The following is a 22,585-nucleotide window of genomic DNA, read 5'->3' on the forward strand; positions in this document are numbered from 1 at the left end:
TGTTGATCGGCCGCCGTGGCCAGCCGCTTTCGAGCCGCAGCAAGGTCTTGTCGCCGCCGCCCCTGCGTCTGGATTGAACGCCGGCCAGCATCAATCCCGCAATATCTCTCACCATCATCGAGCCCGTGCGCCTTCGCGAAAATTCCCCGCGAGCCTCTTATATGCCGTCCGGGGCCATGGCAGGACCAGTGCTTTCCGCGACGATCCTGCGCCGGCCGACGACGCGCTCACGATAAAGCGCGTAAAGGCCGGAGCCGACGATTGTGCTGGCGCCGATGATCATTGTCATGTCGGGGACATCGCCGAAGACCAGCAGGCCGAGCACAATGGACCAGAGCAGCGCCGTATAGCGGAACGGTGCTATGAAGGAAATCTCGCCCGAGCGCATCGCCATGATGATGAATTGGTAGCCGATGAGCACCAGCACTGCTGCGAGCGCCAGCAGCGCAGTGGCTTTTCCCGTCATCGGTGTCCAGCCGCCCATCGGCGACAGCAGCAGCGCGCCGACCACCGTCATGGCCAATGCCGTTGCGGTGGAGACCAGCAGCGTGGGGATAGCCTGCGGAATCCGCTTGGTGGCGAGATCGCGCACCGCGCAGCAGGCGACGCTGGCCAGCGCCACGAGCGAAAACATGCTGAACCCCTCGAAGCCCGGGCGCACCACGACCAGCACGCCGCCAAATCCAACGGCGATCGCCAGCCAGCGGCGCCAGCCGACCGCCTCGCCGAAGACAAGGGCCGCGCCCATTGTCACGGCCAGCGGCAGTGCCTGCAGGACGGCCGAGACGCTGGCGATCGGCAAATGGGCAAGCGCGACCAGGAAGGTCACCGTCGCGCCGGCCTCGGCAAGGACGCGCAGCGCCACCAGTGGCTGCAGCATCGAGCGCGGCCGGACCAGCGCGCCGCGCTGCCAGGCAAGCAGGCCGACGAAGAGCGAGGCAAATGCGCCTCTGATCAGCATGACCTGCGCCATGTTCATCGACTGCGACGAATATTTGGTGATCGCGTCATTGAGGGTGAAGCCGGCCATCGCCACCACCATGAACAACGCACCGCGAAGATTGGGAGAAAGGGGCAAGATCTCTACCGGTTCTGCTTTGAAAAAAGCCTGTAGCAGCCGGGACCGAAACAGCAACGACAAAGGGCTGGGCCACGGCCTTGATCGCGGCCCAGAATTTCAACCGCGGATGGCCGGCCTTACTTCTTCGGCGTCAGCACCTCGGTGCCGCTGCCGTCTTTGCCGGCGATCGTCCACAGGCCGTGCAGCGAGCCGTCGTCATCCATCTTGTAGACGACAAGGCCGATCTCCTTGCCCAGGACATAGCCGGCCGAGAAGGCGTTGTCGTTGCGCATGCAGATGCCGTCCGAGGACGAGCCGCCGGTTTCCCAATGGATCGTGCAGGTCGTGCCGCTTGTCAGCGTGATGGTTGCTTCGCCGCCATAGGCCGAACCATCGAAATTGGTGCCGGCGACATCGTAAGTGCCGCCGATGGATTGCGCCGCCGCCGGCATGGCGGCGAGGCCGAGCAAGGCAACAGAAAAGATGAATTTGCGCATAATGTTTTCCCCCAACGGAGCGAAAGCCGCTACCGGATGGAAGGCTAGGCGCGAAAACGGCTGGGGTAAATCAGGCGGGCATCCGCCGGCGGAGATTTATTGCGGCATGGCCGCAATAGTCACGGTCCCTCGAGGCTGGCGGCGATGGCGCCGACCAGCGGGTCGTATTTCGGCTTCACGGCCGGCGGATATTCGATCCAGACGGTGCGGATGACGCCGTCCTTGCCGAACAGGCGGCGCTCATAAAAGATGTTCCCGGCCTTCAGCCCCGAAAGCACGGCCGTGCTGGCTTTCTCGGTCGCGACGAAGTGCCTCGGCGTGTCGTTGTCGATATTCAGGATGCCGGAACAGATCAGGCTGGCGCCGTCGGGCGCGAGCCATTGCTGGCCGTCACCGTTGTCCGGTTCGGGCTGGCGGTCGGTGAAAACATCATCGGGAAAGGTGCAGACCGTGCCGAATCGCTCGTTGGTGTAGGTGAAAGGAGCGGCGGCCGAGGGGATTGCGGCGATCGCCGCAACGAATGCCAATACCGAGCGCGCGCACTTCATTCCATTCCTCCAGCAGTCAGCCGGAAGCGATCCTGCACCAGATCCGTGGGAAAATCAGCCGCCGGTGACGCTCATATGCCGCGACACGGAGGGGCGGCTGGTGCGACGGTCGATGATGAAATCATGCCCTTTCGGCTTGCGCCCGATCGCCTCGTCGATCGCCGCGCCGACCAGATCGTTGCCTTCGGACGCACGCAACGGCTCCCTGAGATCGGCGGCATCCTCCTGGCCCAGGCACATATAGAGCGTGCCGGTGCAGGTCAGCCGGACGCGGTTGCAGCTCTCGCAAAAATTATGGGTCATCGGCGTGATGAAGCCGAGCCGGCCACCGGTTTCCGCGACATGGACATAGCGGGCCGGACCGCCGGTCTTGAACGGGACGTCTGTCAGCGTGAACTGGCGCTCCAGCGAGGCGCGCAGCAGCGACAGCGGCAGGTACTGGTCGGTGCGGTCGGCGTCGATCTCGCCCATCGGCATGGTTTCGATGACGGTCAGGTCCATGCCGCGGCCATGCGCCCAGCGCATCATCTCAGGCAATTCGGCGTCGTTGAAATCCTTCAGCGCCACGGCGTTGAGCTTTATCTTCAGCCCCGCCGCCTGCGCCGCATCGATGCCGGCCATGACCTTGCCGAGATGGCCCCAGCGGGTGATTGCGTGGAACTTGTCGGCATCAAGCGTGTCGAGCGAAACATTGATGCGCTTGACGCCGCAATCGGCGAGCTCGGCAGCAAAACGCGAAAGCTGCGAGCCGTTGGTGGTCAGCGTCAGTTCTTCCAGCGCGCCGCTTTCGAGATGACGCGACAGCTGACGGACCAGGTGCATGATGTTCTTGCGCACCAGCGGCTCGCCGCCGGTGAGACGCAATTTGCGCACGCCCTTTGCGATGAAGACGCTGCACAGCCGGTCGAGTTCCTCGAGCGACAGCAGGTCCTTCTTGGGCAGGAAAGCCATGTCCTCGGCCATGCAATAGGTGCAGCGGAAATCGCAGCGGTCGGTGACCGACACGCGCAGGTAGCTGATCGTGCGGCCGAAAGGATCGATCATGTCCATGCGTGAAGCGTTTCCCGTGGCTGTGAACGACGGCGTTATATATCGCTATGTGATACGATCCGGCCTGTCGTTCAAGATAGCCGCTCTCGATCTTTGGTAACATTCCCTGACCGACACCGGATGTCGGCTGCCTGGTACGGGCTTTTCCAATCCGGCGAAGCGGCGTAGGGAAGGGTGGTTCGAAACGGAAAAACACCATGACGGCGCCGAAGGAACTGCGGGTCTCCAAAGACCGCAAACTGCTCTCCGTGACCTTTCCCGGCCACCAGCCATTCGAGCTGCCGGCCGAGCTGCTGCGCGTCGCCTCGCCGTCGGCCGAGGTGCAGGGCCATTCGCCGGACCAGCGGGTGACCGTTCCGGGCAAGCGCGATGTCACCATCCTCAAAATTGAACCGGTCGGCAACTACGCGGTCCGCATAACCTTCGATGATTTCCATGACACCGGCATCTTCACCTGGAATTACCTGCACACGCTGGGCCACGAGAAGGATGCGCGCTGGAATGCCTATCTTGCCGAGCTGGCACAAAAGGGTCTCAGCCGCGACCGTTAGCCGGCGGGCGTCGTCAAGATGTCATGGAGCGGGAGTAGGGGCGGCGGATCGGGAGACAAGACAATGTCCATCATAACCACCGTCGAACAGCTTGAAGCGTTCTATGGCCTGCCCGGCGAAGCCTCGGTGGTCAAGGAACTCGACCACGTCATTCCCGAATACGCCGCCTTCATCGAGGCCTCGCCCTTCGTCGCGCTGGCGACGAGCGGGCCGGAAGGGCTGGATTGCTCGCCGCGCGGCGATCTCGCCGGCTTCGTGCGCATCGTCGATCCGAAAACCCTGATGATGCCGGACCGGCGCGGCAACAACCGCGCCGATTCGCTGAAGAACATCATTCGCGATCCCCGCGTCGGGCTGCTGTTCCTGGTGCCGGGCTCCGGCACGACGCTGCGCATCAACGGCCGCGCGCGCATCACCACGGATGCCGCGCTCTGCGCGTCGTTCACGGTCGACGGCAGGCCGGCACGCTCGGTGAGCGTCATCGATGTCGATACGGTCTATTTCCAATGCGCCCGCGCCATCGTGCGGTCGGAACTGTGGAACCCGGAAAGGCATGTCGATCCGAAATCCCTGCCGACGCCAGGAAAGATCCTGGAGATCACCAGCCGCAGGAACATCGACGGCGAAACCTATGACAAGGAATGGCCGGAGCGGGCAAAAAAGACGATGTGGTGATCCGCCGGACCGCAATGGCGGTCAGGCGTCCTTCAACACCTCGTAGATCTTGCGCATCTGCTCGCCGATCATGTCGCACTGCTCCGGCGTCGACTGGCTCATCGCTTTCTCGATCAGCGCCATGTGCACCTTCAGCGCCTGCATCAGCAGCGCCTCGCCGGCTTCGGTGAGGGCCAGCCGCAGTATGCGCTTGTCCTTCTCGTCGCCTTCGCGGCGCAGCAGGCCGCGAGCCTCAAGCTGCGGCAACAGCATGGTGATGTTGGAGCGGCCGACGAGCAGCTTGCGAGCGAGATCGTGCTGCGACATGCCGGGATGGCGGTAGAGATTCATCAACACATCGAGCTGCGCGGGCTTCAGATCGAGCGGCGCCAGCTTCACGGCAAGCGTGCGCTCCAGCACATGGCAGGCGCGCGCAACCGCGACCCAGTTGCGAAACCGCGGGTTGTCCCAAGGCAGCTCTTGTTTATTGTTCATCTTTGAACTATTATGTTCATGCTTGAACGTATGGATGGATTCCCACTATGGCATCATTCGGACTGAAGGTCATCCGGGGTGTATTCGGGGCCGCCGAACATGTCGCCCCCCGCCTCACTGGGCGCGCCGCATTCGAGCTGTTCTGCCGTACGCCGAACGCCAGGGTGCTGAGCGAGGGCGAACGCGGTGCCGTCGACCGCGCGGCAGATTTCATGGCTGAAGCGCGGCATCACCGGCTAAAAGCCGGATCCGGCTGCGTCATGGTGCATGAATTCCGTCCGGAGCCGGGCAGGGCGTCCGCCGGAACGGTTCTCGTCGTTCATGGGTGGCGCTCGCGCACCGAATATATGCGCATGCTGATCGAGGGCTACCGCGCCGCCGGCTACAGGGTCGTCTCGCTCGACCTTCCCTGCCACGGCCAATCGCATGGCCGGCGGTTGAACATGGTCAATGCCGTGGATGCGGTGCGAATCGCGGGCGAATGGTTCGGCCCGTTCGCGGCGGTGGTCGGTCATTCCTTCGGCGGCGCCGTCGCCGCTAATGCAATCGCCGGATCGATCAGGAACATTGCGCCGCTGGCGGCCGGGCGCCTGGTGCTGATCGCCGCGCCCAGTTCATTGCCGGCCATCTTCGCCGACTTCAGTCGCATGCTCAATGTCGGTCCGCGCTCGCAGGCCGCCATGGCGGACCGTGTCGAACATCTTTCCGGCCGGCCGCTGCACGAATTCACCGGCGATCGCCAGCTTGCCCAGGCGCCGGTGCCGACGCTGGTCATCCACGCACCCGACGATCGCGAAGTCTCGGCCGATCATGCCTGGCGTTATGCCGGCGCCGGTGACCATGTGTTGCTCCACTGGGCCGAAGGGCTCGGCCATCGCCGCATCCTGGCGGACAAGGGCGTGGTGGAACGCGCCGTCAGCTTCGTGGCCGCGCACCGGGAGCCGTCGCTGCTCCATTGAACCGCAATCAGGGCTGTTTCTTCTTCTCGCCGGGTTCCACCGGCAGTCCGGCCGCCTTCCAGGCGGTGTAGCCGCCAAGGATATGCTTGACGGGCGACAGCCCCATGTCCTGCGCGGTCTTGGTGGCGAGCGCCGAACGCCAGCCGCCGGCGCAGAAGAAGACGAAGCTCTTTCCCGACGCGAAGAACGGCTTGTGGTAAGGGCTCTCGGGATCGATCCAGAATTCCAGCATGCCACGGGTGACATGTTTGGCGCCGGGAATCCTGCCGTCGCGTTCAATCTCGCGAGGATCTCGCAGGTCGACAAAGATGGTGCCTTCGTCCTCGATCAGGGCTGCCGCTTCCTCGGGCGAAAGCACTTCGATCTCGGCATTCGCCTCGTCCAGCAGTTCGCGATAACCCTTTTTCACCGTCCGATCCTCCCGGCCCGTTTAGACTGGCGCTCCGTCCGTTCGGATTTCGAGCACAACGCCCGGCATTTGTCATCCCGCGTCGGTACCGGCCATCGTCTTCCAGGCCGCCATTGCCCCCTCCACGGTCGCCAGCAGAGCCGCATGCGAAGCACCGTCGCGCGCCTGGATCGACATGCCGTGTTGAACCGTGGCGAAAAAGGTCGCGGCGGCTTCGCAGTCGAAACTCCTCGGCAATTCGCCCTCGGCCACGCCACGCTCCAACCGCCTCTGCAAGGCTGCGTGGTTTTCGGCGCGCCGACGGCGCAGGTCGTTGCAGATGGCGCCGCGCGAGCTGTCCTGATGCAACGCGCCGAGCGTGACCAGGCATCCTTGCGGGCGGTCGGTCTGCGAATAGGCCTTGGCGGTCTGACGCAGGAAAGCCTCGATCGCCTCACGTGCCGTTGGCGCCTCGTCCAGCGCGGTCCAGATGTCCGTGCCTTCGGCCTGCGTGTAAAACTCGGTCGCCTCGAGGAAGAGCGCTTCCTTGCTGCCGAAAGCCGCGTAAAGGCTTGGCGAATTGATGCCCATCGCCCGGGTCAGGTCGCTTATCGACGTGCCTTCATAGCCCTTGACCCAGAACACCTCCATCGCGCGCCGCAGGGCGGCGGTTCTGTCGAAGGTGCGGGGGCGGCCTCGTTCCGGCATCATGCTCTTTCTGTGCTGATCGATACATAATTCAGTTGACGGGGCCGGACAAGCCTGACATCTATTTCTGTATCGATCGTTACAAAAGGAGAAATCGATGTCATCGAATCGTTTGAGCGGCAAGGCCGCGCTCGTCACCGGCGGCAGCCGCGGCATCGGCGCAGCGATCGCTCGCAAGCTCGCGGCAGACGGCGCCAGCGTGGCACTGACCTATGTCAATGGCGAGGAGCAGGCCCGTGCGGTGGTCGGCGAGATCGAGGCCAAGGGCGGACGCGCCATCGCCATCAAGGCCGACAACCGCGACGCCGCGGCGGTCGCGAGGGCGGTCGACGATGTTGCTTCTGCCTTCGGACGGCTCGACATATTGGTCAACAGCGCGGGCATCTGGCGCGCCGCGCCCATCGACACCCTGTCGCTCGCCGACTTCGATGAAACCATGGAGGTCAACCTGAGAGCGCCGTTCGTCGCCTCCAAGGCCGCGGTGGCGCATATGGGCAAGGGCGGCAGGATCATCTCCATCGGCAGCAATCTGGCGGAGCGTGTGACCGACACAAGCCTCAGTGCCTATTCCGCGAGCAAGGCGGCGCTGGTCGGACTGACCAAAGCCCTGGCACGTGACCTCGGTGCGCGCGGCATTACCGCCAATATCGTCCATCCGGGCTCGACGGACACTGACATGAATCCGGCAAGCGGTCCGCATGCCGAGCATCAGCGGGAAAAAATGGCCACACCGCGTTTCGGCGACGCCGATGAGGTCGCAGGCATGGTCGCCTGGCTGGCCGGTCCCGAGGGGCGCTTTGTGACCGGCGCCGCGCTGACCATCGATGGCGGCGCCAACGCCTGACGACGCCCGCCCGCTTCGACGGCCGGAGCGGATTGTGTCCGCTCCGGCCGTCACGATGTTGTGAAACCGTTCTGCCACAGCTGCCCCAAAATTTATGAAAGCTTAACGAAATCGGTATGAATCGGTATAGTCGCGTCTTACATCCGCCATGCGGTGGGCAAGACGCACGAGCGTGCGGAACGGAGCCGGTTGCGGCTGGAGCGGGTGACCATGAAATTGCCGGGAAACAAAGCTACCGCGTTGCCGCTTGCAGCGCTCGTGGCGACGCTGGCCCTGGGAACGCCGCAAGCAGGCGCGCAGGGGCTTTTCGACATGCTTTTCGGCGGCGGCGTAAGGCACGAGCCGCGAGGTGAGTTTCCTCCTCCGCCACCAAGGCGCAAGCCGAACCCCAACGTATCCGCCGGCGGTGGTGGCGGCGGCAGCGTGAAGATCAGCAGCCCTTCCTACTACACCTACAAAGCCGACAAGCTCGTGCGCGTCGACTTCTCGGCGCTTACGGCAGCGCCGCAGCCGGCGACGCCGCAGGACGCCGCCTTCGTGCCCTCAGCCACCGGCAACGCCTTTCGCGAGGCAATCGCCGGACTGAGCGACTACGAGCTCTATGCGGAGCCGGATATCGCCAAGGCGCTGATCGCCTATTATTCGGCCAATCCGGATTTCATCTGGGTGACCGGAGCCAACGCCAACAGCCGCGCACAGGACGCGGTGCGGGTGCTTGGCGAGGCGGCGAGCTACGGCCTGGCACCGTCCGACTACACGGTCGACGTGCCGACCGCCGCTGCGTCGACTGGTGACGCCGCTGCACGTTTGAAGGAGTTCGTGCGCTTCGAAATGGCGCTGTCGGCTCGCGTGCTTCGCTATGTCCATGATGCCCAAAGCGGCCGCGTCGAACCCAACCGCATGACCGGCTACTATGATTTCCCCGCCAAGCCGCTCGACATGGAAGGCGTTTTGAAGACGCTGGCGCACACCCAGGAAGTGCGCACCTATCTCGAATCGCGGCATCCGCAGAACCCGGAGTACCAGGCGCTGCGCGTCGAGCTGGAGTCGCTGCAAGCGAGCGCCGAAAACGAGATCGTCGTCGATCCCAAGCTGTTGCTGAAGCCGGGCGAAACCAGTCCCGAGCTTCCCAAGCTGCTGAGCCTGATCGCGCGCAATCTCGACGACGAGATGGGCGGCGCCTACGGCGAAGTGCTGTCGCGGCTCGCCACCAGCGACGTCTACCTCCCTGAGCTGGTCCCGGTCATCAAGGCGGTGCAGCAAAAGGCAGGCATGAAGGGCGACGGCGTCATCGGACCGCGCACCGTCGCGTCGCTGGCCGGAACGTCCAAGGCCGACCGGCTGCTCAAGGTACAGGTGGCGCTGGAAGAACTGCGCTGGCTGCCATCCGACCTCGGCAGCCCGCGTGTGTTCATCAACCAGCCGGCCTTCACGGCGAGCTACATCGACAATGGCGAGGAAAAGCTGAAAACCCGTGCGGTCATCGGCAGGACCACCAACCAGACCGCCTTCTTCTACGACCAGATCAAGCAGGTCGACTTCCATCCCTATTGGGGGGTGCCGCAGTCGATCATCGTCAACGAAATGCTGCCGAGATTGCGCAGCGATCCGGGTTATCTCGACCGGGCCGGCTATGAGGTGACCGATTCGCGCGGCAAGCGCATTCCGTCCTCGGCGGTCAACTGGGGCGGCTATGGCGCGAACATCCCCTACAGCGTGCGCCAACTCCCGAGCGAGGCCAATGCGCTGGGCGAATTGAAGATCCTGTTCCCCAACAAGCACGCCATCTACATGCACGACACGCCGCAGAAGTCGTTCTTCCAGCGCGATATGCGTGCGCTCAGCCACGGCTGCGTGCGGTTGCAGGACCCGCGCGGCATGGCGGCTGCGGTGCTGGGCACGTCGGTCGACTACATCGCCGAGAAGCTGAAGCACGGGCACGCGACCGAGAATGTGACGCGCACGATTCCGGTCTATGTCGCCTATTTCACCGCATGGCCCGACATGTCCGGCAAGGTCGAATACTTCAACGACGTCTACGACCGGGACACGCGGTTGAAGCAAGCCCTGGACGCTACCGAAGCAGCACGCTCGCCGTCGAGCTGAGAATTCAGCGGGCCGAGAGCGGTCGCCGGAAACCGGCGTCGCGCCCTGCGATCAGCCAGTAGACAAGCCCGGCGACCAGGCCTGCAGCGGCGATGATGCCGATGTCGGCCCAGCGCTCCGGGGCCATGTCCTCGAGCGCGCTCGGCCAGATCAGGGCAAAGCCGCCGACCGCCGCCGCCCCGCCGAAGAGCATGTGGAGCCAGAAGCCGCGCAACGAGAAGCATTCGGCGATCAATGCGAACACCAATGTCTGCACCCCGGTCAGCACGATCGTCAGGAAATAGATGAACATGCCGACCGGCGGCACCACCAGCGCCGCGATCGGCGAGACGCCCATGAGGTCGAAATACCGGGGCGCATTGGGTAGGGAGCTCAGCACGGCATAGATCGCGACAACGGCGATCAGACCGACCAGCGCGGCGACGAGATAGCCGGCAAGCACCATCAAGATACGTTTCAACACATGCCTGGCCGTCGCCATGCATACCCCCCGTGAAGCTCCGCTGTAATCAGCCATCAAAGGTGCATTGGCGCAAGGGCGGGCTCACGCCGCAGGCTCGGCATTTTCAGATGGGAACCGGTGATCACCGCGGGAGGGATCGTAGAACGGGTTGCCCGCCCCGCAAGTTTCTCCTGACGAAGCTATCTGGGCTCGGCCGTCACCGGATCATAGGTGATTTCGACCTTCGCCTTGTCGGCGGTGTAGTAGGTGACGGTATAGGCGCCATCATCCCAGTCGACCTCCTGGACATAGCGGAAGCCATCGCGCTGCTCGACCTTGGCGATGATGTCAGACAATTTCTTGGCATTGGACGGCGGCAGCGGTTTTTCGTCGGCCGCCAGAACCGGGCCGGAGCCGAGAAGAACGGCGACGCTTGTCGCCACGAGAAATCTGGTCATGGTTTTCCCTCAAGTTTCGACAGGGGGAAACTCAGTGATGGGGAGGTTTGTTCCCCAGGCGGGATGGATGGCCAGGCTATGCATCGGCTTTGTGACTGCCCTCGAGCAATTCCCGATTTTCTTGCAATCAACCCCGCCGGCTTTGTCCCGGCGCTACAAGACGGCGAGATGATCATGGTCGAATCGATCGCGATTCTCGAATACCTGCTCGCCCGCACGGGCCGAGCCCGCTCGCCGTCGCCCCACATGATCCGGCTTTCGTCGCCTACCTGCAATCTTTCGGAGGGCTTCTCAACCCCCACGCGTCAGGCTGACCGCTTAAGCTCTGCCACCTGCACACCCAGCCGGAACGCCTGACCGTCGGCGTATGAGCGCGCATAACTTTCGGCTGAGAATGGGACGGTGGTGGTGACGCCATTGACGGTCACGCGAACCGACCACGACTTTTCCCTGACGATTTCAACGGCGTGTTCTGCCATGTTCTCCCCCGAGAATCTGACGTTGAGGAAGCTACCATAGCGTCGCCCAACTGATTTGCATACAAACAAACCGACAGATGGTGACGGAAACCCAAAATCAATAAGGGCGAGGCGCCAAGCTGTTTGGCCTACGCGCCAGTAGCTTTTTTGGACAAAGTGGAGGGGCCTAGTCATCCAACAAATCAGTTTAGTTGGATGGTGGGCGATGCAGGGATTGAACCTGCGACCCCACCCGTGTGAAGGGTGTGCTCTCCCGCTGAGCTAATCGCCCGCTCGTTGCCCGAAGGCCAAGCGAGCCGCGATATAAGGGAGGGCGGTGCGGGAAGTCAAGGCGGTGTCCGGCGTTCTCACAGGGGCAATCGCTTCAGGTTTCGTCATACTCTTTCAAGCGCCGGCGCCGCCCCTCACCTGCCTGCCGGCATCCTCTCCCCGTATAGACGGGGAGAGGGGGCTGTGTCGCCGTTTTCGCCAATTTTTAACGTTGCAATGGAGGCGCCAGCGTTCCGGCCAGACCCTTCTCCCCGTCTCTGTGCGGGGAGAAATGCCCGGCAGGGCGATGAGGGGCGGCGCCGACTTCGATCATTAGAGGCATCCGCCGCAAACAGGAAACTGTCATTGAACCTGTCCCGGCCGCCCGCTATCCGTTCAATGTTGCGCCGCGGCGATCAGCCGCTCAGCCAGGTCCAGCGTCAGCGCGTCGAAATGCGAGATTACCGCCGAGGGCTCGAATTCGCGCACGTGGCGGTCGGTGTAGCCGAAGTCGACGGCCACCACTGGGATGCCGGCGGCTTTCGCAGTGTCGATGTCGGTCTGCGAATCGCCGACCATCAAAGCTCGGTGCGGGTCGCCGCCGGCGCGCTTGATGGTTTCGGTGAGGTGACGCGGGTCGGGTTTGCGGAAGGCGAAGGTATCCTGTCCGGCAATCGCCGCGAAGTGTTTGGTCAGGCCGAGCGCCTCGATCAGCGCCAGCGAGTTGGCCTCGTATTTGTTGGTGCAGACGGCCAGGAGATAGCCTGCCTTCTCGAAGCGGGCGATCGCCTCGAGGACGCCGGGGTAGGGGCGGGACTTGCCGGGAATGTTGAGGGTGTAGTGGTCGAGGAACAGTTTCAGCAGCCGGTCGTGTTCGGCGACATCGAGCGACCGCTGCTGCGCGGCGTGCGCCCGCTCGATCATGACGCGGCCGCCATGGCCGACGAAGCGCCTGAAGCCGGCTTCGTCGACGGCCGCGAGCGCGCTGGCGGCAAGGCTGTGGTTAAGGCTGTCGAGCAGGTCCGGCGCTGTGTCGATCAGCGTACCGTCGAGGTCAAACACGATGATCGGGCGGGTCATGATCCATCCTGGGTAGTTTATGCAATGGGCAGGCGATAAAGGCTGCGGCGCGTCAAGGCAAGCGCCGGGCAGGCTCGTTCAGGCAAGCAAGCTCCCCGGACCGGGCATTCGCGACGAACCGCCAGCCATGAAAAAACCCGCCAGTGCGGCGGGTCCCGGCGCAAATCTGCACCATAGGCAAATATGTAGCATAACTGCCTTCACCCAGTCAATGGCATATAAGAAAAAATTCCTATTAACGTTGCCCGCGCATCGCTCGCTGACCGCGCGGGCACACCATTGACGGGAGGCCGACCGTCATCAACCTACGCCGCTGCAAGGGCTTTGACCGGACCGGCAAAAATGGTAGGAGCCGCAAACACCAGGTTCCGGGGCGGTAAAAGCGGCATGGATGCAAGACAGTTGAAGGTCGAAGCCGCGCGGGCGGCCCTTGCCCATGTCACCGACGGCATGCGGCTCGGCATCGGCACCGGCACCACCGCCGACGAGTTCGTGCGGCTGCTTGCCGACAAGGTGGCCACCGGCCTGACCATCATCGGCGTGCCGACGTCCGAGCGCACCGCCTCGCTGTGCCGCGAGCTTGGGGTGCCGCTGTCGACACTGAAGGACACGCCGGAACTCGATCTCACCGTGGACGGCGCCGACGAAGTCGACCCCGCACTAACGCTGATCAAGGGCGGCGGCGGCGCATTGCTGCGCGAGAAGATCGTCGCGGCGGCTTCCGCTCGCATGATCGTCATCGCCGATCGCTCCAAGATGGTCGAGACGCTCGGCCGTTTTCCATTGCCCATCGAGGTCAACCCGTTCGGCCTGCGCGCAACCGAAATCGCGATCGGGAAGGCGGCTGCAAGGCTCGGCCTTTCCGGTCCGGTTACATTGAGGATGACGGGCGGCCAGGCTTTTGTTACAGACGGCGGCCACTTTATCCTCGATGCATCTTTTGGCCGCATTCCGGATACAAGAGCGCTATCGAATGCTCTCCACGCCATTCCCGGCGTGGTCGAGCACGGTCTTTTCATCGGGCTGGCGTCAGCGGCCATCATCGCCGGGGGCGATGGCATCCAAACCGTCCATGCCGCCTGAAAAACAGGGAGTTCTATCGACCATGATGTTGCATAACCGGGTTCGCCGCTTGTCCGTCCTTCTGGCGGCATCGGCCGTCTTCGCCTTCTCTTCGCCGGCGTTCTCGCAGGACGTCACGGAAGCACACCTGAAGGCGGCGCGCGCCGCGGTCACCGCGATCCATGCGACCGACCCGTTCGACAACATCCTGCCGCAGGCCGCCGCCGCCCTCGAATCGCAGCTCATCCAAAAGAACCCCGACATGCAGGAGCTGATCGCCAAGACGATCAGCGAGAAGGCGCTGGCGCTTGCCTCGCGCCGGGCCGACCTGGAGAAGGAAGCGGCCCTTGCCTATGCGAAGGTGTTTTCCGAACAGGAACTCAACGACATCGCGACCTTCTACAATTCGGACTCCGGCAAGAAGCTCCTCGAGAGCGGCCCGGCCGTGACGCGCGACCTGGTGAAGGCCGCCGATATCTGGCAGAACGGGCTTGCTCGTGACCTCGCCCAGCAGGTCGGTGAAACGCTGGCCGCGGCGGCCAAGGCGAAAGCGCCGGCAGCGCCTGCTAATGCGGCCGCGCCCGCCGATGGCGCCGCGCCTGCCGATGGATCGGCCCCTGCCGACGACACGCAGAACTGATCCTGCCATTCCAAACGGCCCTGCGGCCATCTGTGAAGCCCGGCTCGTCCGGGCTTTTCTTTTGATGGTTTGCGGCCTACCTGTCACTCACATTTTCCGAAGCTCAAGGAGCCGCGCAATGGCCGGTTACGACTACGATCTTTTCGTTATCGGCGGCGGTTCGGGCGGGGTGAGGGCGGCGCGCGTCGCCGCAGCGCTCGGCAAGCGCGTCGGCATCGCCGAGGAATATCGCTTCGGCGGCACCTGCGTCATCAGAGGCTGCGTACCGAAGAAGCTCTATGTCTATGCTTCGCAATTTCCCGAGCATTTCGCCGATGCCGCCGGCTATGGCTGGACGGTGCCGGAAGCCAGTTTCGACTGGCCCACGCTGGTCGCCAACAAGGACCGCGAGATCAGCCGTCTGGAGGCGATCTACAAGAGGAACGTCGAGGGCGCCGGCGGCGAGGCCTTTCACACGCGCGCCATGATCGTCGACCCGCATGTGGTGCATCTTCTGGACCAGGACCGTACCGTCACCGCCGACCAGATCCTGATCGCCACCGGCGGCCGTCCGGCGCCGCACCCGGCATTGCCCGGCCACGAACACTGCATCTTCTCCAACGAGGCCTTCGACCTCAAGCAGTTGCCCAAGTCGATCATGATCGAAGGCGGCGGCTATATCGCGGTCGAATTCGCCAACATCTTCCATGGCCTGGGCGTCGACACCACGCTGGTCTATCGCGGCAAGGAGATCCTCAGCCGCTTCGATATGGACCTGCGGCGCATGCTGCACGAAACGATGGAGAAGAAGGGGATCAAGATCCTTTGCCATGCCGTCTCGGAATGGATCCGCAAACGGCCGGACGGCCGGCTCGACGCGTTGCTCACCGGCGGCCAGACGCTGACGGTCGACCAGGTGATGCTCGCCATCGGCCGCATCCCCAACACCGAGAATATGGGACTGGAAGGCATCGGCATCGAGATGACCGCGACCGGCGCGATCCAGGTCGACGCGTACTCCCGCACCAACGTCGAAAACATCTGGGCGATCGGCGACGTCACCAATCGCGTGCAACTGACGCCGGTGGCGATCCACGAGGCGATGTGCTTCGTCGAGACCGCCTTCAAGGGCAACCCGACCGCGCCCGACCACGACACGATCGCCACCGCCGTGTTCTCGCAGCCGGAGATCGGCACGGTCGGCCTGTCGGAAGACGAGGCGGTCAAGCGCTTCCCCGACATCGAGATCTATCGCGCGGCATTCCGTCCGATGCGGCACACCTTGTCCGGCCGCGACGAAAAGATGCTGATGAAGCTGGTGGTCGATGGCGCGTCTAAGAAGGTACTCGGCGCGCACATATTGGGGCCGGATGCCGGCGAGATGGCGCAGCTTCTCGCCATTCCGCTGAAGGCCGGGCTGGTCAAGGATGATTTCGACCGCACCATGGCCGTGCATCCGACGGCCGCGGAAGAGCTTGTGACCATGTACAAGCCGACTTACCGAGTGAAGGATGGCGAGCGCGTAGGCTGACGGACAAACGCGCCGCGGCAAGGTACTTGCCGCGACGCAGCTAGGAGAGCTGCTACAGCAACGTGCCGCGCAGGATCACCTGCGCCACCGAGAAATAGATGACAAGCCCGGTGACATCGACCAGCGTGGCGACAAACGGCGCCGACGCGCTGGCCGGGTCGAAGCCGACGCGTTTCAAGGCGAACGGCAACATCGAACCCGACAGCGAGCCGAAGGTGACGATGCCGACCAATGCCGCTCCGACCGTCGCGGCGATCAACGGCCAGTGCGGGCCGTAGTCGTAGAAGTCGAAATACTGCCAGAGCGCGATGCGGCAGATGCCGACGACGCCGAGTATCGCCCCGAGCAGGAGGCCGGTGGGCAGTTCGCGCAGCGCCACCCGCCACCAGTCGCCCAGGCCGATCTCGCGCAACGCCAGCGCGCGTATGACCAGCGAGGTCGCCTGCGAGCCGGAGTTGCCGCCGGAGCTCATGATCAGCGGAATGAAGAGCGTCAGCACGATCGCTTTTTCCAGCTCGCTCTCATAGCTCTGCATCGCATTGGCCGTCAGCATCTCGCTGATGAACAGCGCGCACAGCCAGCCGGCGCGCTTCTGGATCATGGCGAGGAAGCTCATCTTCATGTAGGGCTCGTCGAGAGCCTCCATGCCGCCGAAGCGATGCACGTCCTCCGTCGTCTCCTCGATCATCGTGTCGATGATATCGTCGATGGTGACGATGCCGAGGATCTTGCCATGGTCGACGACGGGAACGGCGAGCAGATCGTATTTGGAAATCGTCTGCGCCAGGGTTTCGCGATCGGTCAAAGGCGTGACGGTCACCGGCACGCGGTCCGGCGCCACCGACAGGATCGAATCGTCAGGCTCGCCGGTGATGAGCCGGCGCAGGCCGGTCGAGCGCATGAGCAGATGCGTCTCGGGATCGACGATGTAGATGGCGTAGACGGTTTCGCGCGTCCGCTCGACCTTTCGGATGTAGTCGAGCGTGCGGCCGACGGTCCAGTCCGAGGGCACGCTGACGAACTCCGTCGTCATGATCGAAGCGGCACTGCCTTCGGGGTAACCGAGAATCGAGAGCAGGGTTGCGCGCAGCGGGGGCGCCAGCACGCCGAGCAGCTCGGAACGGGCGGGTTCGTCAAGACCGCGCAGGATGTCGGCAGCGCGATCGACCGACATGGCGGTAAGCAGCTTGCCCGCCTTGGCGCGAGGCAAGGCCTCCGCCAGCTCTGGCGCGCCCTCGAGCTCCGGCTGGTCGAAGATATCGACCAGCCGTTCGAACGGCACTTCGCAAAGCAGCTCGGTCGCCGTTTCGCGCGACTCGCGGTTGAGCGCTTCGACCACGTCTGCGACATGGTCGTTTGCAAGGATGCGGGCGATGGCGACGGCCTCGTCGTCCGCTACGGGGGAAAAATCGTTCATGGTTCACTCCTTGCCGTCCGGCAAGACGTGAACGGTCGAGGTCACGTCAGGGCGGACGGCGGTTGCGTTCGACTGTGACTGTCGCCAGGCATGGCGCGGTGACCTTTCCGCTCGCGGGTTCGAGTTTGATGTCTGCGAGCGGGCGCAACATAGGAGCTCGCCTTGCCCTGTCAATCGAGGTGATCGAGGAAAATGCGGGCAACATGCCCCAGTCGCGAGACTGTGATCGCTGAAGCGTATCGCGCCGAAACGGTAAAATGGCTGGACGGCCTATGCCGCGGCGAGTCCGGCTACTTCTGCTTCAGCCGGCGCGGAAAACGCAGCCATTTGTCGTCGACCGGCCTTGGCACCGGCCCTGGCTGTGCGAGAATGGTGGTGAGCTCGGGAGGCAGGCTCGGCACCAGCGGCTTCTTGGTGGCGACGCCGTCCGCGATCGCGACGATCGAGTGGTAGAACTCGGCGCCGGTGACCGATCGCGGCGCCACCGCTTCATGCATGACGCTGATCACCGTTACATCGGGGCAGTTGTCCTTGATCGCCTGGTGGAAGGCAACCTTGCCCTCCGGATCGAGTGCGCCGGTCGCCTCGTCCAGGAATAGTAGCCCGGGTTGATGGAGCACGATGCGGGCCACCACCAGCTTCTGTTTCTGACCGCCGGACAGGACCTGATCCCAGCTTTTGCCTTCGCGGCTTTCGTCGCCCATATTCTCGATGAAGTCGCCCAGACCCGCCTTGTGCAGCGCGGACGCGACCTGCGCGTCGCCATGGTCGTGCTCGGAGCCCGGCAGGCAGACCAGCTGCTTCAGGGTCACCTGCTGCAGCTTGACCTCCTGGGCTGCATAGAAACTCTTCACCCCTTCGGGGAAGACGATGGTGCCGCGGCCGTAGGGCCACAGGCCGTTGATGGCCTTGATCAGCGAGGTCTTGCCGCAGCCGGATTCGCCTTTCAGGAAGGTCCATTCGCCGCGCCGGAAGCGCAGGTTCGCCGCTACGAGGAAAGGCGTTGCGTCCTCGCCCTGATGCGCCAGTTCAAGCTTCTGGATGGTCAAGCCAAAAACCGGGTTCTGGCTGGCGTAGCGGAAGTCGGAACGGCCGCTCTGGCTGTAGAATTCCTGGGGGTGCTGAACGTTCTCGATCGCATTGGCCAACTCGGTGACACGCTGGCTGTTGGCGCGCAGGGTGGCGATGGCGGGCATGACATGGATGAACCACGAACATTGGCCGATCAGCGAATTGACCAGTTCGGAGCCGGTTATGTAACCCTTCAGGTCGAAGCCGTTGTGGATGAACGGCACAAGACCCGGCCCATAGGCGACAATGCGGGCGCCGATGAAATTGTAGATCAGCTCGAACGACATGTAGATGGTGTTGACGATGTTGAGCCGCGTCCATGTGCCGTCTATATCGCCATAGAGGCGGCCATGCATGGTCCTCTGCACGCCTTCGCCGCGTGAAGCCGCGACATGGAAGCTGCGGCGCAGGAATGTCGTCAGCTCGCCACGGTAACTGCCTTCGGCCTGCTGCATCCTGACATTGAGACGCTCGAGCATGCCACCGAGCTTTACCGCGATCCAAGTGTTGAGCGGCACATAGATGGCGACGGCAAGGAGGGCGAGGATGGCGCTGCCATAGCTGCCGAGGAATTCGAGCCCCTTTACCTCGACGGAGGTCTCGAGCAGCTTCTGGCCGACGAAATAGAGCGAGGTGGCGACACCCAGCACGCCCATGGCCAGGCCGATGGCGCCGCCGGTCATGTCCTTGATCGATTCCTGGACGCGCTGGTCGATGTTGTCGGGGGCCGGCGCGCCATTGCCGGTCGAGGCATGCTGGGCGTGGAAATGGGTGTGGTTGCCGTCCAGCAGCGCCTCGTTGAAACGGCTGTCGAGCCAGCCGCGCCATTTGCGGTGCAAGGTTGCCGAGACAAGATTGCGGATGCCCGTGAAGCCGGCGTCCTTGAGCACGACCAGCAGCACCAAAATACCGGCATTGGCCAAAAGCGTCTGGAGAGGGGTGGTGTTGGCGGCGTCGTGGAAGAAGGCGATCGAGTTGACCAGTTCTCCGGACGCTTCTGCGAACCAGACGCCGGCCTTGCTGGACAGAGCGGTGAGCAGCGCGATCACCAGCGTCAGCGTCCAGGCCTCCTTCCACCGGTCCGAGACCCAGTAGGCGCGCATCAGGCCCCAGAAGCTGCGCATCGAGGAAACCGGGGTCAGAAGCGACCGCCTTGCGGCATCGCTGTGTAGTCCATCTGTTCCTGACAGTTGCGGTGGTCTGTCGACCCGAATCACAATCCCGCCCAAACCTTTTTTGTATTGTTACGGATGGTAACACCAATTGATCATTTTCCATTATTTTTTATAGGGGGGCAGCGGGATTGAGGTGGATGCCGTGGCTGCCGGGCAACAGGTTCGGCTTCCCGAGCGTCGCGCCAAAGCCGACGAAAAGCCGGTTTAAGCTAGTGATGTCAGGTAATTACGCGGCATCAGAGCGCGACGTTTCTACCTTCCCCTAGGGAAAGCGTTCGCACGAATTTGTGACCCGCTTGGGCTGCCCGGCAAGCCGGCTTTTCATTGCAGGCTAATCAAAATTCCGGAAAACACGTCGCCCTGGACGCCTGATTCCTCGCCGGCATGTCCCCGCCGGAAGTCCGGAAATGACCTGAGACGCTGTGCAACCCAGCGATCGACCGGACCGGCGGCGTCAAGGCAGGCCGCGACGTCGGCAAAGCCAATGATCGCGGAACCCACGGGGGCCAGGCGTTGCCTCACGCCCGGGGAGGGCTGCTTGAAAATCCTGCGTTTAAGATCGGGTTCAGTCGACTTTTTCCAGTTCGCCACGCGCCTTGGCGGCGGCTACCTGGCGGATGGCGTCAGCGAGCGTGTCGACGTCCTGCGCGCCCATCACCGCATATTTGCCCTCCAGCAGGAAGCATGGCACGCCTGATATGCCCATGCGCGACGCGGTGGCGATCTCGGTGCGAACTGCCTCGACATCGGCATCGGTCGGCAAGAGCGTCTCGACAACGGATGCGTCCATTCCGGTCTCGCGCGACGCCTCGACCAGCACGGCGTGATCGCCGATGTTGGCGCCCTCCTCGAAGTTCAGCTGGAACAGGCGGCGCACCAGCCGGTTCTGCACGTCCTCGCCGGCCGCACCGGCCCAGCGGATGACGCGATGGGCATCAAGCGTGTTGGGCGCGACCTTGATGGCGCCGAAAGCGAAGGAAATGCCTTCGGCTTCACCGAGCGGCTCGATATGGGCGTGGATCTGGCGAATGTGTTCGTCGCTGCCGAATTTGGCCAGCATGTACTCGCGGCGATCCTTGCCTTCCGGCGGAATGGTCGGGTCAAGCTGGAACGGCCGCCAGCGTATATGCACATCCACCTCGCCGGCGGCGGCGACTGCCTTGTCCAGCCGCTTCTGGCCGATGAAGCACCATGGGCACACGACGTCGGACACCACGTCTATGGTGATCGCATTCGCTTGGCTCATCTCGATCTCCTGAACGTCTTGGGTGCCGTGCACTTCACGGAGAACCCGGCTTCCACTCCTCGGGCCCATGCTCAGTTCGGCTTTCGCCACCAGGTCGGCAACTGGTAACCGAATATGGGCGTCTTTCGCGGATGGTCCAGATAATTCCAGTAAGAGATCCATTGCTGCGTGTTGTGCTGCATCGGCACCATGTAGTTGCCGGAGATCAGCAACCGGTCGAGAACGCGCACGGCGGCGATGTAATCCTCCTTGGTGCGGGCGCGCAACATGGCCTCGATCGCAGCGTCCACCGCGGGATCGGCGACGCCGGCGAGGTTGAACGAACCTTCAGCCTTGGCGGCGGAGGATGACCAACGCCCGATCTGCTCGATGCCGGGCGAGAGCGAATTGTTGAAGCCGCTCGAGCCGATCAGCACCTCGAAATCGAAACGCTGCTTGCGCGACTGGATCTGGTCGCCGTCGAGGCTGCGGATGGAGACACCGATGCCGATCTTTTCCAGCGTGCGCTGGTAGATGCCGGCGAGACGCTCCTCGTCCTGCGAGGCGGTCAGTATCTCGAAGCCGAAGGGCTTGCCCTCGGGGTCGAGCATCGTGCCGCCCTGCAGGTGGTAGCCGATGCTTTTCAGGAGATCGAAAGCCGCTTTCAGCACCTTTCGGTCCTGGCCCGAGCCATCGGTCACCGGCGGCCGCCAGGTTCCGTCCATGACGTCGGCCGGCACCCGGCCGGGGTAGGGCGCCAGCAACGCTTTTTCCCTGTCGTCGGCCGGATGGCCGAGCGCCGAAAGCTCGGAATTCTGCCAGTAGCTCATCGTTCGCGCGTATTTGCCGCCAAACAGGTTCTTGTTGGCCCATTCGAAGTCGTAGAGCATGCCGAGCGCCCGACGCACCACGGGGTTCGAGAATTTCGGCAGCCTCGTGTTGAACAGGAAACCGGTCACGACGGGTGGAATACCGGTGTCGAAAGTTTCGGCAACCACCTCTCCCCTATGGAAAGCGGGAAAATCCAGATCGCGTTCGCGCTTCACCGGATCGCTGTCGTCGTCGATGGCGCAAAGGCCTTTCTTGAACGCCTCGAGCTTGGCATTGGCATTGAGGAAATATTCGATGGTGATCTGGTCGTAATTGTCGAAGCCGCGCTTGGCCGGAATATCCTTGCCCCAATAGTCCGGGTTGCGCTTGAAAACGATGCGCTGGCCGGGCGTCACCTGTGCGATCCTGTAGGGGCCGCTGCCGATCAACGGCTTCAGCGTCGTCCTGTCGAAAGTCTCGATGTCGAAGGCGTGCTTGGGGATGATCGGCGTCAGCGCGATGATCAGCGGAAATTCGCGATCGGCCTTGTCGTTGAAGGTGAACCGCACGCTGTGGTCGCCGGTCTTCTCAAGCTTGGCAATCCTGGCCATGCGGTCGCTGTAGGGCGGACGGCCTTTCTGCGTATAGGCATCGTAGGTGAACAGCACGTCCTCCGGCGTCACCGGCTGGCCGTCCGACCATTTGGCATTCGGGTTGAGATGGAATTCGATGCTCTTGCGCTCGGAATCCATGTCGGCCGACTCGGCAAGCAAGCCATAGAGCGTGAAGGCCTCGTCGGCATTGCGCTGCATCAGCGGCTCGAAGACCAGATTGCCGAAGATCGTGTCCATCATACCGCGCGCCGTGGTGCGCAGGCTCTTCAGGATGAAGGGGTTGAGATTGTCGAAACTGCCGACGACGCAATAGGTAATGCTGCCGCCCTTCGGCGCGTCGGGATTGACGTAGTCGAAATGCGCATAGTCGGGCGGCAGGGCCGGCTCACCCTGCATGGCAATTGCATATCTGGGTTCCGACGCCGCCGGCAGGGGCGAAAGGGCGAAAAATGATGTCGCGGTGATCAGCCAAACGAGAACGCGGCCCATGACC

General features: G+C 63.3%; 23 protein-coding genes, 1 tRNA gene and 2 pseudogenes. 9 read left to right on the forward strand and 17 right to left on the reverse strand.

Translation table 11 applies throughout. The features are described 5' to 3' along the window. Positions 1–22: 22 nt before the first annotated feature. The 5 genes and pseudogenes from FJ428_RS30945 to moaA form a co-directional block, all read right to left on the reverse strand. A pseudogene (locus FJ428_RS30945) lies at positions 23–115 on the reverse strand (molybdenum cofactor guanylyltransferase MobA); the annotation flags it as partial. Positions 116–157: 42 nt separating this feature from the next. Beyond that, positions 158–1,078: a DMT family transporter gene (locus FJ428_RS16390; protein WP_140625130.1), complete on the reverse strand. Its 921-nt coding sequence runs from the start codon at positions 1,076–1,078 to the stop codon at positions 158–160. A gap of 119 nt (positions 1,079–1,197) precedes the next feature. Then, positions 1,198–1,557, reverse strand: coding sequence for a hypothetical protein (locus tag FJ428_RS16395; RefSeq protein WP_140498628.1), 360 nt, complete (start codon positions 1,555–1,557; stop codon positions 1,198–1,200). 119 nt (positions 1,558–1,676) lie between these two features. Next, a complete protein-coding gene (locus FJ428_RS16400; RefSeq protein ID WP_140879791.1) occupies positions 1,677–2,105 on the reverse strand; it encodes a hypothetical protein in 429 nt (142 codons plus the stop codon). 54 nt (positions 2,106–2,159) lie between these two features. After that, the gene (gene moaA, locus FJ428_RS16405; RefSeq protein WP_140515385.1) at positions 2,160–3,155 is read right to left on the reverse strand and encodes a GTP 3',8-cyclase MoaA; all 996 of its coding nucleotides are present in this window, start codon (positions 3,153–3,155) and stop codon (positions 2,160–2,162) included. A 197-nt stretch (positions 3,156–3,352) separates the two neighbouring features. Here moaA and FJ428_RS16410 point away from each other — a divergent pair, with 197 nt between their 5' ends. Both FJ428_RS16410 and FJ428_RS16415 read left to right on the forward strand, forming a co-directional pair. Beyond that, complete coding sequence (locus tag FJ428_RS16410; protein WP_140561222.1) at positions 3,353–3,706, forward strand: DUF971 domain-containing protein; 354 nt, start codon at positions 3,353–3,355, stop codon at positions 3,704–3,706. 63 nt (positions 3,707–3,769) lie between these two features. Then, positions 3,770–4,381 (forward strand): pyridoxamine 5'-phosphate oxidase family protein, encoded by a 612-nt coding sequence (locus FJ428_RS16415; protein WP_140648949.1) that lies wholly within the window; start codon positions 3,770–3,772, stop codon positions 4,379–4,381. A 21-nt stretch (positions 4,382–4,402) separates the two neighbouring features. Here the strand turns inward: FJ428_RS16415 and FJ428_RS16420 are convergent, their stop codons facing one another. Continuing rightward, positions 4,403–4,855, reverse strand: a complete 453-nt coding sequence (locus tag FJ428_RS16420) for a MarR family transcriptional regulator (protein WP_140548466.1) — start codon at positions 4,853–4,855, stop codon at positions 4,403–4,405. A 47-nt stretch (positions 4,856–4,902) separates the two neighbouring features. Here FJ428_RS16420 and FJ428_RS16425 point away from each other — a divergent pair, with 47 nt between their 5' ends. Next, positions 4,903–5,814: an alpha/beta fold hydrolase gene (locus FJ428_RS16425; protein ID WP_140879792.1), complete on the forward strand. Its 912-nt coding sequence runs from the start codon at positions 4,903–4,905 to the stop codon at positions 5,812–5,814. A gap of 7 nt (positions 5,815–5,821) precedes the next feature. Here FJ428_RS16425 and FJ428_RS16430 read toward each other — a convergent pair whose 3' ends face one another. Then, on the reverse strand, positions 5,822–6,223 hold the full coding sequence (locus FJ428_RS16430) for a rhodanese-like domain-containing protein (protein ID WP_140548470.1): 402 nt from the start codon (positions 6,221–6,223) through the stop codon (positions 5,822–5,824). 72 nt (positions 6,224–6,295) lie between these two features. After that, positions 6,296–6,910: a TetR/AcrR family transcriptional regulator gene (locus FJ428_RS16435; protein WP_140879837.1), complete on the reverse strand. Its 615-nt coding sequence runs from the start codon at positions 6,908–6,910 to the stop codon at positions 6,296–6,298. Positions 6,911–7,007: 97 nt separating this feature from the next. Here FJ428_RS16435 and FJ428_RS16440 point away from each other — a divergent pair, with 97 nt between their 5' ends. Beyond that, positions 7,008–7,754, forward strand: coding sequence for an SDR family oxidoreductase (locus tag FJ428_RS16440; protein WP_140879793.1), 747 nt, complete (start codon positions 7,008–7,010; stop codon positions 7,752–7,754). Between the two features lie 210 nt (positions 7,755–7,964). Further along, a complete protein-coding gene (locus tag FJ428_RS16445; RefSeq protein WP_140584421.1) occupies positions 7,965–9,860 on the forward strand; it encodes a murein L,D-transpeptidase in 1,896 nt (631 codons plus the stop codon). 4 nt (positions 9,861–9,864) lie between these two features. On the opposite strand, the gene FJ428_RS16450 is transcribed toward FJ428_RS16445, so the two are convergent. Both FJ428_RS16450 and FJ428_RS16455 read right to left on the reverse strand, forming a co-directional pair. Next, on the reverse strand, positions 9,865–10,341 hold the full coding sequence (locus FJ428_RS16450; RefSeq protein WP_140584420.1) for a hypothetical protein: 477 nt from the start codon (positions 10,339–10,341) through the stop codon (positions 9,865–9,867). A gap of 161 nt (positions 10,342–10,502) precedes the next feature. Then, positions 10,503–10,760, reverse strand: coding sequence for a PepSY domain-containing protein (locus tag FJ428_RS16455; protein ID WP_140879794.1), 258 nt, complete (start codon positions 10,758–10,760; stop codon positions 10,503–10,505). A gap of 114 nt (positions 10,761–10,874) precedes the next feature. Between FJ428_RS16455 and FJ428_RS16460 the strand changes: the two are divergent. Beyond that, a pseudogene (locus FJ428_RS16460) lies at positions 10,875–11,035 on the forward strand (glutathione S-transferase N-terminal domain-containing protein); the annotation flags it as partial. 30 nt (positions 11,036–11,065) lie between these two features. Here the strand turns inward: FJ428_RS16460 and FJ428_RS30290 are convergent. From FJ428_RS30290 to FJ428_RS16470, 3 genes are all read right to left on the reverse strand, one after another. Further along, positions 11,066–11,239 carry a hypothetical protein gene (locus tag FJ428_RS30290; RefSeq protein WP_181165341.1) on the reverse strand — a complete coding sequence of 58 codons (174 nt, stop codon included), beginning with the start codon at positions 11,237–11,239 and terminating at the stop codon, positions 11,066–11,068. 196 nt (positions 11,240–11,435) lie between these two features. Beyond that, positions 11,436–11,510: transfer RNA gene (locus FJ428_RS16465), tRNA-Val, on the reverse strand. Between the two features lie 374 nt (positions 11,511–11,884). Next, positions 11,885–12,568, reverse strand: a complete 684-nt coding sequence (locus tag FJ428_RS16470; protein ID WP_140498617.1) for a phosphoglycolate phosphatase — start codon at positions 12,566–12,568, stop codon at positions 11,885–11,887. 387 nt (positions 12,569–12,955) lie between these two features. Between FJ428_RS16470 and rpiA the strand changes: the two genes are divergently transcribed. The 3 genes from rpiA (at position 12,956) to gor (ending at position 15,780) form a co-directional block, all read left to right on the forward strand. Then, the gene (gene rpiA, locus FJ428_RS16475) at positions 12,956–13,651 is read left to right on the forward strand and encodes a ribose-5-phosphate isomerase RpiA (protein ID WP_140879795.1); all 696 of its coding nucleotides are present in this window, start codon (positions 12,956–12,958) and stop codon (positions 13,649–13,651) included. Between the two features lie 22 nt (positions 13,652–13,673). After that, positions 13,674–14,270, forward strand: a complete 597-nt coding sequence (locus FJ428_RS16480; protein WP_140515392.1) for a DUF2059 domain-containing protein — start codon at positions 13,674–13,676, stop codon at positions 14,268–14,270. Between the two features lie 118 nt (positions 14,271–14,388). Next, complete coding sequence (gene gor, locus FJ428_RS16485; protein WP_140879796.1) at positions 14,389–15,780, forward strand: glutathione-disulfide reductase; 1,392 nt, start codon at positions 14,389–14,391, stop codon at positions 15,778–15,780. Positions 15,781–15,832: 52 nt separating this feature from the next. Here gor and mgtE read toward each other — a convergent pair whose 3' ends face one another. The 4 genes from mgtE to FJ428_RS16505 all read right to left on the reverse strand — a co-directional run bounded on the left by mgtE (position 15,833) and on the right by FJ428_RS16505 (position 22,581). Then, complete coding sequence (mgtE, locus tag FJ428_RS16490; RefSeq protein WP_140879797.1) at positions 15,833–17,197, reverse strand: magnesium transporter; 1,365 nt, start codon at positions 17,195–17,197, stop codon at positions 15,833–15,835. Between the two features lie 290 nt (positions 17,198–17,487). Then, positions 17,488–19,392, reverse strand: a complete 1,905-nt coding sequence (locus FJ428_RS16495) for an ABC transporter ATP-binding protein/permease (protein ID WP_181167317.1) — start codon at positions 19,390–19,392, stop codon at positions 17,488–17,490. Positions 19,393–20,008: 616 nt separating this feature from the next. After that, positions 20,009–20,689: a DsbA family protein gene (locus FJ428_RS16500; RefSeq protein ID WP_140879799.1), complete on the reverse strand. Its 681-nt coding sequence runs from the start codon at positions 20,687–20,689 to the stop codon at positions 20,009–20,011. 71 nt (positions 20,690–20,760) lie between these two features. Continuing rightward, on the reverse strand, positions 20,761–22,581 hold the full coding sequence (locus FJ428_RS16505; RefSeq protein WP_140879800.1) for an extracellular solute-binding protein: 1,821 nt from the start codon (positions 22,579–22,581) through the stop codon (positions 20,761–20,763). Positions 22,582–22,585: the final 4 nt, after the last annotated feature.

It is taken from the genome of Mesorhizobium sp. B2-8-1 (genome assembly GCF_006440955.1).
Taxonomy (GTDB): Bacteria; Pseudomonadota; Alphaproteobacteria; order Rhizobiales; family Rhizobiaceae; genus Mesorhizobium.

What these genes read in the sequence shown, in the direction of transcription:
- FJ428_RS16410 (WP_140561222.1), top strand. Translation starts at nt 3,353, where the DNA reads ATGACGGCGCCGAAGGAACTGCGGGTCTCCAAAGACCGCAAACTGCTC.
- FJ428_RS16480 (WP_140515392.1), top strand. Translation starts at nt 13,674, where the DNA reads ATGATGTTGCATAACCGGGTTCGCCGCTTGTCCGTCCTTCTGGCGGCA.
- rpiA (WP_140879795.1), top strand. Translation starts at nt 12,956, where the DNA reads ATGGATGCAAGACAGTTGAAGGTCGAAGCCGCGCGGGCGGCCCTTGCC.
- mgtE (WP_140879797.1), bottom strand. Translation starts at nt 17,197, where the DNA reads ATGAACGATTTTTCCCCCGTAGCGGACGACGAGGCCGTCGCCATCGCC.
- FJ428_RS16505 (WP_140879800.1), bottom strand. Translation starts at nt 22,581, where the DNA reads ATGGGCCGCGTTCTCGTTTGGCTGATCACCGCGACATCATTTTTCGCC.
- FJ428_RS16415 (WP_140648949.1), top strand. Translation starts at nt 3,770, where the DNA reads ATGTCCATCATAACCACCGTCGAACAGCTTGAAGCGTTCTATGGCCTG.
- FJ428_RS16445 (WP_140584421.1), top strand. Translation starts at nt 7,965, where the DNA reads ATGAAATTGCCGGGAAACAAAGCTACCGCGTTGCCGCTTGCAGCGCTC.
- FJ428_RS16500 (WP_140879799.1), bottom strand. Translation starts at nt 20,689, where the DNA reads ATGAGCCAAGCGAATGCGATCACCATAGACGTGGTGTCCGACGTCGTG.
- gor (WP_140879796.1), top strand. Translation starts at nt 14,389, where the DNA reads ATGGCCGGTTACGACTACGATCTTTTCGTTATCGGCGGCGGTTCGGGC.
- FJ428_RS16470 (WP_140498617.1), bottom strand. Translation starts at nt 12,568, where the DNA reads ATGACCCGCCCGATCATCGTGTTTGACCTCGACGGTACGCTGATCGAC.
- FJ428_RS16425 (WP_140879792.1), top strand. Translation starts at nt 4,903, where the DNA reads ATGGCATCATTCGGACTGAAGGTCATCCGGGGTGTATTCGGGGCCGCC.
- FJ428_RS16450 (WP_140584420.1), bottom strand. Translation starts at nt 10,341, where the DNA reads ATGGCGACGGCCAGGCATGTGTTGAAACGTATCTTGATGGTGCTTGCC.
- FJ428_RS16420 (WP_140548466.1), bottom strand. Translation starts at nt 4,855, where the DNA reads ATGAACAATAAACAAGAGCTGCCTTGGGACAACCCGCGGTTTCGCAAC.
- FJ428_RS16495 (WP_181167317.1), bottom strand. Translation starts at nt 19,392, where the DNA reads ATGCGCAGCTTCTGGGGCCTGATGCGCGCCTACTGGGTCTCGGACCGG.
- FJ428_RS30290 (WP_181165341.1), bottom strand. Translation starts at nt 11,239, where the DNA reads ATGGCAGAACACGCCGTTGAAATCGTCAGGGAAAAGTCGTGGTCGGTT.
- FJ428_RS16400 (WP_140879791.1), bottom strand. Translation starts at nt 2,105, where the DNA reads ATGAAGTGCGCGCGCTCGGTATTGGCATTCGTTGCGGCGATCGCCGCA.
- FJ428_RS16435 (WP_140879837.1), bottom strand. Translation starts at nt 6,910, where the DNA reads ATGCCGGAACGAGGCCGCCCCCGCACCTTCGACAGAACCGCCGCCCTG.
- FJ428_RS16395 (WP_140498628.1), bottom strand. Translation starts at nt 1,557, where the DNA reads ATGCGCAAATTCATCTTTTCTGTTGCCTTGCTCGGCCTCGCCGCCATG.
- FJ428_RS16455 (WP_140879794.1), bottom strand. Translation starts at nt 10,760, where the DNA reads ATGACCAGATTTCTCGTGGCGACAAGCGTCGCCGTTCTTCTCGGCTCC.
- moaA (WP_140515385.1), bottom strand. Translation starts at nt 3,155, where the DNA reads ATGGACATGATCGATCCTTTCGGCCGCACGATCAGCTACCTGCGCGTG.
- FJ428_RS16440 (WP_140879793.1), top strand. Translation starts at nt 7,008, where the DNA reads ATGTCATCGAATCGTTTGAGCGGCAAGGCCGCGCTCGTCACCGGCGGC.